Here is a 13,017-nt window from a genome sequence, read left to right as displayed (position 1 = left end):
TCCAGGGTAGGGCGGAGTGACCTCCGGACGCGCGGCCCGTCCCGTAGAGCCGCACACAGCCCCCTCCGGTGGCCCGCCCATTCTCCTCGCCGGCCCCCACCCGCCTCAACAGGACGAAGTCCCCGAAGCCGGACGCCCGTTGCCGCCGCCGGCGCGCCTTCCGGCGGCCGACGCAACCTTCTGCGCGCGTCAGGCGTTCCTCACGGTGGGGATGATGTGTCGTTCGGAGGCAGGCGGGGTGTGCGGTGACTGACCAGGCGACGGAACGAAGCGGCGGGAGAAGAGCGGACGAGCCGCCGGCCTGGCGGGTGTTGCTTGGCTACGTCAGGCCGCACCGCTGGGCGCTGCTCGCCGGGGCGCTGCTCTCGCTGGTGACGGGCGCCACCGGTCTCGCGCTGCCGCTGGTCGCCCGCTCCCTGATCGAGAACCTCACGGCGGACAAGGCCATCTCGGGCGCCCTGCTCTGGCTGACCCTGCTGGTCGTGGCCAACGCGGTGATCGGCGCGCTCGGCGCCTATGTGCTGCAACGCACCGCCGAGTCGGTGGTGTTGACCGCCCGCCGCTCGTTGACGTCCTATCTGCTGCGGCTGCGGGTCTCCGCGGTGGACGCCAGCGAGCCGGGCGATCTGCTCTCCCGCGCCACCTCGGACACCACCCTGCTGCGCGCGATGACCACCCAGTCGCTCATCGGGCTCGGCACCGGCGGGCTGACGCTGGTGGCCACGCTGGTGATGATGGGCGTGGTCGATCTGGTCCTGCTCGGTGTGACGGCGGGCGTGATCGCGGTCGCCGCCGTGGTGATCGGGGTGATAGCGCCGCTGATCCACCGCGCCAGCAAGCGCGCCCAGAAGTCGGTCGGCGACATGGGCGCCAGCCTGGAGCGGGTGCTGGGCGCGCTGCGCACCGTGAAGGCCGCCGGGGCCGAGCGGCGTGAGGAGCGCACGGTGCACGCTGCGGCCGAGCGGTCCTGGGAGGCCAGCGTGGAGGCCGCCAAGTGGTCGGCGATCGCGGGCAACACGGTGGGGCTCGCCATGCAGGGCGCGTTCATCACCGTGCTGGCGGTCGGCGGCGCGCGGGTGGCCACGGGCGCCATCGAGATCGGCACCCTGGTCGCCTTCCTGCTCTATGTGTTCTATCTGATGGCGCCGCTCCAGGATGTGGTGCAGGCGATCACCCAGTACCAGGTCGGATCGGCCGCGATCAGCCGGATGCGCGAGGTGTGGCGGATGCCGGCCGAGCCGGAGCGGAGCGACGAGGAGCCGGCGCGGTCCCCGTCCGAGGAGCCGGCCGCGCTGGCCTTCGAGGGGGTGCGCTTCCGCTACGCCCCCGATCTGCCGCTGGTCCACCACGGCGTGGACTTCGCGGTGCCGCCGCGCGGGATGACGGCCTTCGTCGGCCCGTCCGGCGCCGGCAAGACCACGGTCTTCTCCCTGGTCGAGCGGTTCTACGACGTCACGGACGGCCGGGTCACGGTCGACGGCCGGGACGTCCTGGAGTGGGACCTGCCCGAGCTGCGCGCCGCCATCGGCTATGTGGAGCAGGACGCGCCGGTGCTCTCCGGCACGCTCCGCGACAACCTCCTCTTCGGCGCCCCCGTGACCTCGGAGGCCGAGCTGGCCGGGACGCTGCGCACGGCCCGGCTGGAGAGCCTGGTCGAGCGGCTGCCCGAAGGGCTGGACACGGTGGTGGGCCATCGCGGCACCAAGCTCTCCGGCGGCGAACGCCAACGCGTCGCCATCGCCCGGGCGTTGCTGCGCCGCCCGCGCCTGCTGCTGCTGGACGAGGCCACCTCCCAGCTGGACGCGGTCAACGAGGCGGCGCTGCGGGACACCGTCGCCGACATCTCGCGGCGCACCACCGTGCTGGTGGTGGCGCACCGCCTCTCCACGGTGACATCGGCCGACCGCATCGTGGTGATGGAGGCCGGACGCGTTCGCGCCGTCGGCACGCACAGCGAGCTGGTGGCGGCCAACCCGCTCTACGCGGAGCTGGCCGCGACCCAGTTCCTCACGGAGCACGACGCGGCCGGCCCCGGGCCCGCCGTCGGGGTCACCGCCGAGCCAGCCAGCTGACGACCACCCCGTTGTCGAAGGACCGCCGCTCGGTGACGGCGAAGAGGGTGGGCCCGAACTCCCCGTCGAAGGCGGGGATGCCGTCGCCGGCGACCACCGGATAGCTCTTGACGATCAGTTCGTCGATCTCGGGCAGCAGCGCGCTGGCGAGCTGCCCGCCGCCGCAGAGCCAGAGGTCCTGCCCCTCCTCCCGCTTGAGGCCCCTGACCAGGCCCAGCGGGTCGTCCCCGACCACGGTCACCGCCGGGTCCTGGTCGGGCGTCATGGTGCGGGAGACCACGTACTGCCGCAGGTGGGCGAACGGGTTGGCGGGGCCGACGCGGTAGGTGGCGCCCCCCATCAGCACCGTGTCGAAGCGCCGGTTGGCCGTCCCCGCCACGCCGACGGCCTCCCGGCCGACGGTCGGAATGGTCTCCGGCAGCCGCTCCGCCATCCAACCGTGGTACGCCGCCAGCTGCTCCCCCTCGCCCTGCGGGAAGAAGTCGAACTCGCCGCCCGGTCCGGCGATTCGGCCGTCGACGGTGACGGCAACGTAGTAGACAAGCTTGCGCATGCGCGACCCCTCACGTAGTACTCTGACCAGAGTGCTTTGAACTTAGTACTACGGATGGAGTGGTGTCAATGGTGCGCAGAAACGACCAGCGTCGATCCGAGCTGCTGGACGCCGCGATCGAGGTGCTGGCGCGGGAGGGCGCGCGCGGGCTGACCTTCCGCGCGGTGGACAAGCAGGCGCGCGTACCGGCGGGCACGGCCTCCAACTACTTCGCCAACCGGGACCAACTGCTCACCCAGTCCGGCGGCCGGGTCTACGAACGGCTCGTCCCGGACGAGGCCACCGTCGCGGAACAGGAGCCGATCGCGCCGACCAGCGAGCGGTTCCACGAGCTGATGACGGACCTGGTCGGCAAGCTCACCACCTTCCGCAGCGGCTATCTGGCGCTGCTGGAACTCCGCCTGGAGAGCACCAGGCGCCCCGAACTGCGCGCGGTGCTCACCGCACGCGTGCGGGCCGACATCGCCCACAACGTCGCCCACCACGAACAGTCGGGGCTGCCGGGGGACGCCACCTCGGTGAAGCTGCTGATCCTCGCCCTCAACTGGCTGATCGTCGAACAGCTCACGCTGCCCGACGTCTTCGACGAGGAGGAACGGGCGCATCTCGTCGCGGAGGCCGTGCGGCGCCTCGTCGGGGAGTGACGTCGACCGCTCAGGCCACCCGTGCGGTGGGGAGGTCGGCCAGGATGGCGTCCACCGTGCCGGCCGGGTCCAGGGACGAGGTGTCCAGCCAGCGGCCGATCCTCGGCGTGCGTTCGCGCAGCCAACCGTCCAGCGCCGCCACCGTCCAGCCGCCGTTCTCGGCGTAGGCCGTCTTGGCGCGGGCCGCCTCGCGGGCGGCGACCGCCGCCGGGGAGGGCGCCAGCACCACCACGTACAGCGGGCGGCTGCGCACCTGTCCGACCAGATAGGACAGGTCGTCGCCGAGCACCACGTCCTGCACCACGGCCGTCACCCCCGCCTCGGCGTAGCCGTCGGCGACGGCTGCCGACAGCCGGTAGCGCAGCCGGAGTTGGGCCTCGGCCTCCGGCCCCGCCGAGGGGTCGGGCTCCACCCGGCCGGAGACGATCATGCGACGGAACGTGTCCCCCCGCACATGCGCCGCCGCCGGCAGCCGTTCGGCCAACGCCTGCGCCACCGTCGACTTCCCCGCGGCCATCACCCCCGCGATCACCACCACGGCCCCCCGCAACGCCGATTCGCCCCGCTCACTCTCACTCATGCACGGCATCCTGCCGAACCGGCACCCGCACGGCACCCGGATATTCGCCGGGGGCGTCAGGGCGAGGCCCGCCAGCTCGGGAGGAGCTCGTCGAGCAGGGCCTCCGTCTGGGCCGGCAGCGGGGTGCTGGGGCCGAAGAGCTGGGCGTGGTGGGCGGTCAGCCAGCGGACGGCGCCCGTCAGCCAGTCGGGGCGAGCGGTGGCGTGGGCGGCGCGCAGCAGCTCGTTCCAGAGGCGTTCGTCCGTCGGCGCGGCGGCCAGCGCCGAGCGGACGGCGGCGTAGGCGGCCTCGCCCTCGCCGGCGGCGCGGTGCTCCGCGGCCAGGGTGAGGGCGATCTCCGCGACCAGCAGCGGGTACTGGGCGTCGACGATCTCGTGTTCGAGCCAGCCGAAGCCGCCGCCTTCCCGCTGCCCGGCGAGCAGCGCGCCGCCGGCCAGGGAGAGGGCGTCGCGCAGCTTGCGCATCCGGTCCGCCGGCGACCCCGTCTCGGTCGGGTTCTCGCTGACCAGCACCTGGTGGTGCAGGGTGCGCAGCACATCCCAGTCCGAGAGCACATCGGCGGAGAGCGCCAGCCGCCCGTCCCGGCCGGCGGAGAGGCGCGGGACGCCCGTCGGGTCCGTGCCGAGCCAGTGGGCGAGGCGGTCGATCAGCGCGTCCCGCAGCTCGTCGGTGACGCCGCGCGGCCAGAGCGCCGAGCCCAACACCCGGCGGTGCACGCCCTCCCGGTGCAGCGAGAGCAGCGCCAACGCCTCCCGGAGCCTTCCGGCGCGCTCCGCGTCCGGCTCGTCGAGCCCGGTGGTCTCAAGGCCGCCGAGCAGGGAGACATAGACGCCCGGGCGGCCCCGGGTCAGATCGACGGTGTGATCGGCGGCCGGTTCGACCTGGTCGCCCGTGAGGTCGCCGAACAGCTCGACCACGGCGGCGCGTTGCTCGGCGGGCAGCAGCTGGGCACGGAGTGTGAGGCCCATGTCGGGCTCGGTCAGCAGCCCGTCCGGGCTGATCTCGAACCCCCAGGCGACGCCGGGCAGTTCGACGTGGTCGGCGGCGAGCAGATAGCCGATGCCGAGGGACGCCGAGATCGAGGCGAGGCCGGCGAGCCGCTCCGCCTGGTCCTGGTCCGGCGGAACGCCGACCAACACCAGGTGGGGCGCCCACTGTTGCTGCCGGGCCGGTCCGGTGCGCCCGCTGAGCAGCGATTCGTGGCCCGCGTGCCGCAGGGCGCCGCGACGCAGCCCGGTCTCCGTCTCCATCACCTCCAACAGCCCGGCGATATCGTCGAGATGCCGCACCCGGGTGGGGGCCAGGGCCGCCAGTTCGGCACCGAAGCCGACCAGGGTGACGGTCATCCGGTCGGACCAGCCGCTGGTGGCGAGTTCGGCGGCGATGGAGGCGAGCACCGCCTCCCGATCCCCCGGCGCGCCCTGGACGGCGACGATCCCCGGCACCGCCTCCAGGTTGAGCAGCAGCCGCAACTCCTCCCGCATGCCGAGGCTGACCAGGCCCGGGTAGGGCGCTTCCGCGTCCGGCGCCACCCCGTCGGGCGGTTCGGGCAGCCGGCCGCGCTCCAGCGTCCAGTAGGTCTGGTCCTGGCCCTGGCTCCAGGGCGCGGGCGGGCGGCCGACCGGGCCAGAGAGCTGGAGGTGCAGCTCCCGCGAGCCGAGCCAGGCGGCGTAGACGGCGGGCAGGACCCGGCCCTCCTCGGCCAGCGCGGCCGAGAGGAGTCGCAACGCCCGGTCGAGGAAGGCGACCTGGTCGGGTGCGGCGCCCACCAGCAGGGCGTCCCTGGCGTCGGTGGCGCGGGGGGTCGGCGGGGCGAGGCCGTCGCCGACGCCCCGGCCCCGCATGCCGGCGGCGCTCTGCCAGAGCGCCATGCGACGGGTGCGGCCCAGCGCCACCAGCAGCCCGGCGGCCAGCAGCGGGGCGGCCACCAACGCGTCGGGCAGGCCCGGCTCCGCCTCGGCATCGGTCCCGGCATCGGTCGCGGCATCGGTCGCGGCATCGGTCCCGGCCCCGGCATCGGTCGCGGCATCGGCGTCCGTCTCCGCCTCGGCCTCCGGCGGGGGTGGCGGCCCGGGGGGCTGCTCCTCAATGGGCAGCGTGGGCCGGTCGGTGCCCTTGCCGCCCGTGTCGGCCTGCCGGTCCTCCGGGCCCACCCGTTCCGCTGGCTCCTCGGCGTCGGCGAGGGCGGTGGCGGCCGGCGGCGCGCCCGTACGCCCGTAACGTTCGAACTGTTCGAGCTCGGCCGCCTCATCGGCGGTCAACTCCGCGGCCTCGCCGGGGAGTTCGACCAGCTCGCCGCCCTGGGCGTCCGCCGGCATCTGGAGGATCCAGCCGGGCCTGATCAGGCTGGCCTCCGTCAGCCGGGAGCCGTCCGGCTGGAGGCGGTCCTTGTTGAGCTGGTAGATCTCCTTGTAGCGCAGGCCGTCGCCCAGATGGCGTTCGGCGACGCCCCAGAGGGTGTCGTGGTGCCGGCCGTCGGGCGGCTGGATGCGGTAGTAGAGCGCCTGGGCCCCCTCCGGATCGGCCGCTTCGACGGTGCCCGCGTCCTCGGCGGGCGAGGGCGCCTCGTTCACCTTGGGGGTGTCGGCGAGGCCGGACGAGAGCACCACCGTCTGCCCGCCGCCCGGCACCAGCGCGGCCTCGGCGACCACCCGGCCCTGCCCCGGCGAGTCGAAGGTCTGCCCCAACTGGCTGAGCCCCGGCGTCATGGATGCCGCCGCCGACGTCAACAGCAGGACGGCACCGACCAGTTGGCGGGCCAGCAGCTGGCTGGGGCCGGCCCCCGGCACCCGCCGTGGCAGGCCGACGCCCGAGACGGCCGCCCGCACCTCCACCAGCACACAGGCGGTGAACTGCGCCCAGGCCACCCAGACCAGCACCGCCAGCACGGCGACAAAGGTGTCGGCGTCGATCTCCTCGGTCAGCATGTCCCAGCTGGGCGCGGTGCGCGGCAGCGGCCAGCCGACCAGGCTGGCCAGCGCCAGCGGCACGCCCACCACCAGGGCGAGCAGCGCCAGGATGGCGACGCAGGCGAGCAGCACATCGCGCGGACCGCGCCGTCCGCGGACCGGGACGGGCGTCCGGTTCCCCGGGACGGGCGGTGGAGTGCGGGCCATGGCGGGTGCTCCCGTGGGTTCGGATGGCGGACTCGGTCGGTGCGGGAGGTGCAGGAGGTGCGGGGGTGGCTGGGTCCTGGCTCAGCCGACCTGGGCCTCGGCCGTGGCCTCGCCCCAGACGGTCAGCGGTTGGTCGTAGACGAAGCCGGTGAACACCGGCCGGTAGGTGAGCCTGATGCGCACGGTGACCTGGTTGGTGCCCGTCTCCGTGCACTCGGACGCCGCGATGTCGGCGGGCTCCATGCCGACGGAGGCGGCGTACTCGGCGACCCGGTTGGCGCAGTTGCCGAAGTTGATCGGCGCCGGCGAGACCCCGTCCCGCAACGCCGCCTCGTCCAGGTCCTGCGCGGCGTAGCGGGCGGCCTGTTCGGCGATGTCGGCGGCCCGTTCGCGCTGCGCGATGGAGAGGCCGCCGTCCACCACGAACGCCGCGAGCGCCAGCACCACCAGCGCGGAGAAGATCACCACCAGCGCGCCTGAGCCGCGCTCGCGTTCGCAGGCGACGCCGCTGCTCATCCCGACCTCCGATAGGGGTCGATGGGCGAGCTGGAGAGGCCCGAGATCGTGGATGTCACGCCGACGCCGAGCATGTCGAGGCCCCGCACCCGGCAGCTGACCTCGACGCCGAAGAGGGTGCCGGGCTGGTGGTCGGTGCCGGTGGTGCGGCGCACCGTGACGGAGCCGCTGACGCAGATGTCGTCCAACTGCCCCTCGGCGACCCGGGCGGCGGCGCCCATCGCGGCCGAGGTGGACCGCTCCAACGAGCCGGCCCTGGCGGCGTCCCGCGCGGCCCCGTTGACGGCGTTGCGACCCGACACCTGCTGACCGAAGGCGACCAACACCAGAATGAAGGCGATCATCAAGGGGGCGAGCAGGACCACTTCGAGCGAGGACATGCCCCGATCAGGCCCGTTCCTGTTCGGCGAGCTTCCGTTCGGCGAGCTTCTGTTCGGCGAACGGGCGCCCGCCCGGCGCGGCACACCCCTCATGGCGCCCTCAGCCCCCGTCCGGGACGAAACGCTCCACCGGCCCCTCGGAGGCGGCCGTCACCGTCAGGTCCAGCCCCGGCACGATCGAGGGGACATGGCCCCTGACCTCCACCCGGACGGTGAACTCGGCGGGCTGGCTGACCACCACGACCGGCCTCGACTCGAAGAGCCCGGGGCCCAACTGCCGGATGTAGTCGTGCGCCTTGGCCTCGGCCGAACCGGCCCAGCCCGAGGGGTCGGCGTCCGCCTCCGCCCGCGCGGTGCGCGCGCCGGCCTGGGCGGCGGCCTTGGCCACATGCTCGGCGAAGGAGTACAGCGCGAACTGCACCGCGCCGAAGATCATGAAGAACATCACCGGCGTGAGGACCACGAACTCGATCGCCGATGTGCCCCGGTCGCCGCCGGCGCGCAGCACGGAGCCGCCCCGGTCGGCCCCCTGGCCTATCCGGCGGCGCAGGAACGCCCCCCACGACCCCAGTGCCCGCACGGTCAGCAGTTGGCGTGGTTCTGGACGCCCCCGATGCATTCGCTCACGCTCTCGGCTCGATCGTCCAACGCGTTCATGATCACGGCCGCCACGCCGGCCACGATCCCGACCACCACGGCCGCGATGATCACCCACTCGATGGCCGAGGCGCCTCGGTCCAACTCGCCCGACCTGGCGCGCGCCAGCCGGGTCCGCAGAAAGGTCAACAGAAAGTCGGTCGCCGGATGGCGCACCATGGCTCTACCTCCATGCCTCGTCGCTCGACCGTCACGCCTGGAAGACGCGCATCCCGGCCGGGAAAATCAGAAAGATCAGAAAACCCATACAGAGCACCAGCTGAGCGATCAGCATCGACTGGGACTTCTCCCCCGCGCTCCCCTCGATGTCGGCGAGCTCCCTGTGCCGCATCGTCTCAGCCCGCGCCGACAACGACGCCCGCACCTTCGCGCCGTCGTCGGCGACCAGCGCCAACGACGTGGACAGATCCTTGAGTTCCTCGATGCCCAGCTCGTCGCCCAGCCGCCCCAGCGCCTGCCACTGGGTGAGCCCGGTGATCCGCGCGTCGGCCAGCGCCGTCTGGATGCGCCGCAGCGCCCAGCCGTCGCTGACCTCGGCCGCCGCCTTGAGCGCCTCGGGCAGGCCACGCCCGCCGGCCAGGCTCATCGCCACCAGATCCAGGTAGGCGGCCACCACCCGGCGGAAGTCCCGCCGCTTCGCCTTGGCGTCCCGCCGCACCTCCAGATCGGGCAGGAAGAAGAAGCCGGCGGCGAACGCGAGCGCCAGCCACACCGGGATGAACGGGCTGCTGCCGAAGCCCAGCACCATGGCCATGGAGAAGACGAAGGGGCCGAAGAAGAGCCCCAGCGCGGCCAGCACCACCTTGTTCGCGAGGAAGCCCTCCCAGGTGCGGTCGAGCAGCGCCAGATCGGCCCGCAACGACCGCTGCTCCCAGCCCCGTTGCAGATACAGCTCGGCGACCCGGTCCCCGATCCTGACCTGGAGCTCACCGAGCCGGCCCCGCCCCGAACCCGGCTCGGCGGCGCCCGATGAGCCGCCGGCCGCCGAGGCAGAGGGCGGCGGATAGCCGCCGATCCCGCCGCGCGCCCGCAGCTCGTCGATCCGCGCCACCGCCGACACCGGGCCACGCCGGGACGGGACATAGGCCCGGAACAGCGCGTAGACGCCGAGCCCGAAGACCGCGCCCACCACCACGGCGGTGGTCACCATCGAGTTCATCAGGCCGCTCCCCCGTCCCTTCGTCCTGGCAGCCCTGGCAGCCCTGGCAGCCCTGGCAGCCGGCCGGTCGCCGGCTCGCGCGGGCGCAGCGCCGAGGCCGGCTCGGCCCGCGCCAGGAACCGCTCCGGCGTCTCGATCGTGGACAGCCGCCGCATCCACCAGAAGCCCAGGCCGAACAGCCCGCACACCACGGCCAGCACGGCCTGCCCCAGCGGATCGCCGAACGGCTCGACAAAGCTCGGGTTGAAGATGGCGAGGCCCAGCGGGAAGGCGACGCTCACCCCTACCACGATCTGCACGCTGCGCCGGGTGGACGCGCGCTGCGCCATCACCCGCTGCCGCATGTCCACCTCCTCGCGCGCCGACTTGGCCAGCGCGCCCAGCACCTCCCGCAGCCCGGGGCCGCGCAGCCGCGCGTTCAACATCAGCGACGCGATGATCACATCGGCCGACGAGTCGTCCAGCTCGTCGGCGAACTCCTGGAGCGCGTCGGGCAACGGCGTCCGCGCGCGCAGCCGGTCCACCAGGTTGTTCAACGGGCCGCGCAGCGCCGGCGCCGCCGCCCGCGCCGACGAGGGGATGGCCTGCTCAAGACCGACCGCGCCGGCGATCGTGTCGCGCAGCGACTCCGTCCAGCTGGCCAGCGCCTCCACCCGACGCATCGCCGCCCGCTCCTCGGCCGCGCCGCCGAACAGCTGGTTCCAGCTGAACGCCAGCAGCGCCGAGGCCAGCGCCGCGATCGGCCAGCGGGTCAGCAGCAGCACCACCAGCGCGGTGCCCACCGCGATCGTGCCGCGCCGGCCGAAGAACGTCGCCAGCTCGGACAACCGCCGCTGCCGCGCCGCGCGTTCCTCCACCGTCCTCGGCGGCAGCCCGCGCAGGGCCACCACCAGCAGCCCGAGACCGCCGCCGACGGCGACCCCGCAGAGCAGGGCCAGCAACGTGGTCAGCGAGAACAACCCGCCGGACATCGTCACGCCCTCACCCCCATCCGCCCCGGTAGCCGTGGATCGCCAGCTCCTCGGCGTTGGCCAGCGCCGCGTGCGGCCTGATCACACCGTCCCTGCCCTCGGCGAACACCTCGCTGGACAGCACCCGGCCGTCCACCCCGTTCACCTCGCGCACCGAGCTGACGAACCGCCGCAGCGTGCCGCCCTGGGCGTAGGTGTTCCGCCGCTCAAGGAAGACCACGAAGTTCACCGCGCCGGCGATCAGCATCTGGCTGGCCTCGATCGGCAGCCGCTCCGCCGCCTGGAGCGCGTAGGTGGAGATCCGGTTGAACACCTCCTGCGAACTGTTCGCGTGGATCGTGGACAGCGAACCGTCGTTGCCCTGGCTCATCGCGTTCAACATGGTGACGATCTCGTCGCCCAGCACCTCGCCGACGATCACCCGCGACGGGTTCATCCGCAGCGAGCGGCGCACCAGCTCGGCCATCGTGATCGAGCCCTGCCCCTCCGAGTTGGGCAGCCGCTCCTCGAACGCCACCACGTTCGGATGCAGTTCGGGGAACTGGTCGAGGCCCAGCTCCAGGGCACGCTCCACGGTGATCAGCCGCTCGTCCTGCGGGATCTCGTTGGCCAGCGCCCGCAGCAGCGTGGTCTTCCCCGCGTTGGTCGAGCCGGCGATCATGATGTTCTTCCTGGCCCGCACCGCCGCCGTCAGGAACTGCCCCAACTCCTGTGTCAGCGTGCCGTTTCCGACCAGATCGGCGAGGAACACCTTGCCGAGCCGGGCGCGCCGGATGGAGAGCGCGGGACGCCTGGTCACATCCATCACGGCCGAGAGCCGCGAACCGTCGGGCAGCCGCAGGTCCAACTGCGGGTTGGCGGAGTCGAACGGGCGGGACGAGAGCCCCGAGTAGGCGCCGAGGATCTGGATCAGCTCGATCAGCTCCTCATCGCTCTCCGCCACCGGATCGCCGCGCACCTCACGGCCGTCCGCATAGCCGATGAACACCTGATCGCAGCCGTTGACGTCGATGTTCTCCACATCGGGGTCGTCCAGCAGCGGTTGCAGCCGCCCCACGCCGAAGAGCGCGGCATGCACGGCGGAGGCATAGCCCTCCTCGGAGACCGCGTCCAACGGCGCCCGGCCCTCGGCGATCTCAGCCCGCGCGTACTCCTCAAGGACCTGCGCGATCACCGCCCGCGCGTAGTGCCGCTCGTCCTCGGACGTCATCGGACGCACGCCGCTGGCCTGGTCGATCCGCCGCTGCTCGGCGATCCGGTCCCCGGCCTCCTGCCGGAACCGCTTCACCAGCTGGTGGTTGACCTCGTCGCCCCGCTCCGGCTCGATCATCCCGACGCCCCCCTCGACAGGCCCGGCTCCCACGGGCGGGTGCCGGGCGCCGGCGCCGGCGGCTGGTCGTACCCGGGCGGCGGGGCATAGCCGGGCGGCGGACCGTACCCGGGGGGCGGACCATAGCCGGGCGGCGGACCGGCCGGGACGCCGGGCGGCGCGTGCACCGCCGGCGGCGGCACCCGCTGCGGCCCGGTCGGCGCGCTGCCGGACGGCGCCAACTCCGCGCGATACACCTGATGCAGATCCGCCACCACGCGGCGGACCGAACGCACCAACAGCGAACGGTCCAACCGGCCGCGCCGCCGCCCCGCCAACTGCTCGGCGCCGACCGGATCCTCCGCCACCAGGCCCACCACCCGCGAACCGGTGCCCGAGGCGATCAGCATCTCGTTCACCTGGGTGGCGACCCGCTCGCCGCGCTGGGGATCGGCCACCAGCACCACGCCGATCTGCGGCTGCCCCAACTGGGCGGCGCCGCGCTGCGGCCCGTGCAGCTTGTTGTGCAACGCGGCGGCCCGATCCCGCACATGGGCGATCTGCTCAGGCGCGGCCCGCGTCACCAACAACAGCAGCGAGGCGTGCGGCAACACGGCGTGCGTCGGCGACCCCGCGTCCAACCGACCGCAGTCCGCCAACACATCGGCCGCCACCTCCTGGTGCGGCGACTGCGCCAACTCGGCGAACGCGCGGCCCAGCGCGGCCCACTGGCCGGTGAGGCCGGCCGCCTGGTCCGAGTTGGCCAGGCCGATCAGCACGTCGAGACCGCCGGAGATCCGCTGCGCGTGATCCCACAGCTGCTCGGCGGCGATGCCCCGGCGTGCGGTGGCGGCCAGCGACAGTATCCCCGTGCTGGGATCGGGCGGACGCCCGCTCTCCGTGACCGAGCGGTAGACCAGATCGCCGCCGGCCGGATCGATCTCCGCCAGCAGCGCGCGCCGGGGCCACAGCGCGGCCAACGCGACCGCCGTCGTGGTGACACCGGGCGCGCCCTTGTCCGCGGCCACTGCGATCAGCGCCATCCGTTCCCGTCCCCTCC

Annotated in this window: 13 protein-coding genes; 2 read left to right on the top strand and 11 right to left on the bottom strand. The window is 73.5% G+C overall.

From position 1 onward, the window contains the following. The first annotated feature begins 245 nt into the window (after positions 1-245). A complete protein-coding gene (locus tag K4G22_RS19840; RefSeq protein ID WP_228081628.1) occupies positions 246-2,072 on the top strand; it encodes an ABC transporter ATP-binding protein in 1,827 nt (608 codons plus the stop codon). On the opposite strand, the gene K4G22_RS19835 is transcribed toward K4G22_RS19840, so the two are convergent. Continuing rightward, positions 2,050-2,625 carry a dihydrofolate reductase family protein gene (locus tag K4G22_RS19835; protein ID WP_228081627.1) on the bottom strand — a complete coding sequence of 192 codons (576 nt, stop codon included), beginning with the start codon at positions 2,623-2,625 and terminating at the stop codon, positions 2,050-2,052. The two genes, K4G22_RS19840 and K4G22_RS19835, sit on opposite strands and share 23 nt — an antisense overlap. A 68-nt stretch (positions 2,626-2,693) precedes the next feature. Here K4G22_RS19835 and K4G22_RS19830 point away from each other — a divergent pair, with 68 nt between their 5' ends. Further along, complete coding sequence (locus K4G22_RS19830) at positions 2,694-3,269, top strand: TetR/AcrR family transcriptional regulator (protein WP_228081626.1); 576 nt, start codon at positions 2,694-2,696, stop codon at positions 3,267-3,269. Between the two features lie 10 nt (positions 3,270-3,279). On the opposite strand, the gene K4G22_RS19825 is transcribed toward K4G22_RS19830, so the two are convergent. From K4G22_RS19825 to K4G22_RS19780, 10 genes are all read right to left on the bottom strand, one after another. Further along, on the bottom strand, positions 3,280-3,849 hold the full coding sequence (locus tag K4G22_RS19825) for an AAA family ATPase (protein WP_228081625.1): 570 nt from the start codon (positions 3,847-3,849) through the stop codon (positions 3,280-3,282). Between the two features lie 56 nt (positions 3,850-3,905). After that, positions 3,906-6,965 (bottom strand): BTAD domain-containing putative transcriptional regulator, encoded by a 3,060-nt coding sequence (locus K4G22_RS19820; protein ID WP_228081624.1) that lies wholly within the window; start codon positions 6,963-6,965, stop codon positions 3,906-3,908. A gap of 81 nt (positions 6,966-7,046) precedes the next feature. Next, entirely contained in the window at positions 7,047-7,481 is a 435-nt protein-coding gene (locus K4G22_RS19815) for a TadE/TadG family type IV pilus assembly protein (RefSeq protein ID WP_228081623.1), read from the bottom strand. Then, positions 7,478-7,861, bottom strand: a complete 384-nt coding sequence (locus K4G22_RS19810; RefSeq protein ID WP_228081622.1) for a TadE/TadG family type IV pilus assembly protein — start codon at positions 7,859-7,861, stop codon at positions 7,478-7,480. The genes K4G22_RS19815 and K4G22_RS19810 overlap by 4 nt, the downstream gene beginning before the upstream one ends. Positions 7,862-7,961: 100 nt before the next feature. Continuing rightward, complete coding sequence (locus tag K4G22_RS19805) at positions 7,962-8,480, bottom strand: TadE family protein (RefSeq protein WP_228081621.1); 519 nt, start codon at positions 8,478-8,480, stop codon at positions 7,962-7,964. Further along, complete coding sequence (locus K4G22_RS19800) at positions 8,444-8,677, bottom strand: hypothetical protein (RefSeq protein ID WP_228081620.1); 234 nt, start codon at positions 8,675-8,677, stop codon at positions 8,444-8,446. The genes K4G22_RS19805 and K4G22_RS19800 overlap by 37 nt, the downstream gene beginning before the upstream one ends. 31 nt (positions 8,678-8,708) lie before the next feature. Further along, positions 8,709-9,677 carry a type II secretion system F family protein gene (locus K4G22_RS19795; RefSeq protein ID WP_228081619.1) on the bottom strand — a complete coding sequence of 323 codons (969 nt, stop codon included), beginning with the start codon at positions 9,675-9,677 and terminating at the stop codon, positions 8,709-8,711. Further along, the gene (locus K4G22_RS19790; RefSeq protein ID WP_228084161.1) at positions 9,677-10,648 is read right to left on the bottom strand and encodes a type II secretion system F family protein; all 972 of its coding nucleotides are present in this window, start codon (positions 10,646-10,648) and stop codon (positions 9,677-9,679) included. The genes K4G22_RS19795 and K4G22_RS19790 overlap by 1 nt, the downstream gene beginning before the upstream one ends. 10 nt (positions 10,649-10,658) lie before the next feature. After that, positions 10,659-11,978, bottom strand: a complete 1,320-nt coding sequence (locus tag K4G22_RS19785) for a TadA family conjugal transfer-associated ATPase (RefSeq protein ID WP_228081618.1) — start codon at positions 11,976-11,978, stop codon at positions 10,659-10,661. Continuing rightward, positions 11,975-13,000, bottom strand: a complete 1,026-nt coding sequence (locus K4G22_RS19780; RefSeq protein WP_228081617.1) for a hypothetical protein — start codon at positions 12,998-13,000, stop codon at positions 11,975-11,977. Before K4G22_RS19780 ends, K4G22_RS19785 begins: the two co-directional genes overlap by 4 nt. Between the last annotated feature and the right edge of the window lie 17 nt (positions 13,001-13,017).

Source organism: Streptomyces profundus (genome assembly GCF_020740535.1).
Lineage (GTDB): Bacteria > Actinomycetota > Actinomycetes > Streptomycetales > Streptomycetaceae > Streptomyces > Streptomyces profundus.
Note: the sequence above shows the minus strand (reverse complement) of the source record. Positions and strands in the feature narration are given on the sequence as shown.

Excerpts from the sequence above, each read along its gene's own strand:
- K4G22_RS19830 (WP_228081626.1), top strand. The coding sequence starts at position 2,694 with ATGGTGCGCAGAAACGACCAGCGTCGATCCGAGCTGCTGGACGCCGCG.
- K4G22_RS19790 (WP_228084161.1), bottom strand. The coding sequence starts at position 10,648 with ATGTCCGGCGGGTTGTTCTCGCTGACCACGTTGCTGGCCCTGCTCTGC.
- K4G22_RS19800 (WP_228081620.1), bottom strand. The coding sequence starts at position 8,677 with ATGGTGCGCCATCCGGCGACCGACTTTCTGTTGACCTTTCTGCGGACC.
- K4G22_RS19785 (WP_228081618.1), bottom strand. The coding sequence starts at position 11,978 with ATGATCGAGCCGGAGCGGGGCGACGAGGTCAACCACCAGCTGGTGAAG.
- K4G22_RS19780 (WP_228081617.1), bottom strand. The coding sequence starts at position 13,000 with ATGGCGCTGATCGCAGTGGCCGCGGACAAGGGCGCGCCCGGTGTCACC.
- K4G22_RS19810 (WP_228081622.1), bottom strand. The coding sequence starts at position 7,861 with ATGTCCTCGCTCGAAGTGGTCCTGCTCGCCCCCTTGATGATCGCCTTC.
- K4G22_RS19815 (WP_228081623.1), bottom strand. The coding sequence starts at position 7,481 with ATGAGCAGCGGCGTCGCCTGCGAACGCGAGCGCGGCTCAGGCGCGCTG.
- K4G22_RS19825 (WP_228081625.1), bottom strand. The coding sequence starts at position 3,849 with ATGAGTGAGAGTGAGCGGGGCGAATCGGCGTTGCGGGGGGCCGTGGTG.
- K4G22_RS19820 (WP_228081624.1), bottom strand. The coding sequence starts at position 6,965 with ATGGCCCGCACTCCACCGCCCGTCCCGGGGAACCGGACGCCCGTCCCG.
- K4G22_RS19805 (WP_228081621.1), bottom strand. The coding sequence starts at position 8,480 with ATGCATCGGGGGCGTCCAGAACCACGCCAACTGCTGACCGTGCGGGCA.
- K4G22_RS19835 (WP_228081627.1), bottom strand. The coding sequence starts at position 2,625 with ATGCGCAAGCTTGTCTACTACGTTGCCGTCACCGTCGACGGCCGAATC.
- K4G22_RS19795 (WP_228081619.1), bottom strand. The coding sequence starts at position 9,677 with ATGAACTCGATGGTGACCACCGCCGTGGTGGTGGGCGCGGTCTTCGGG.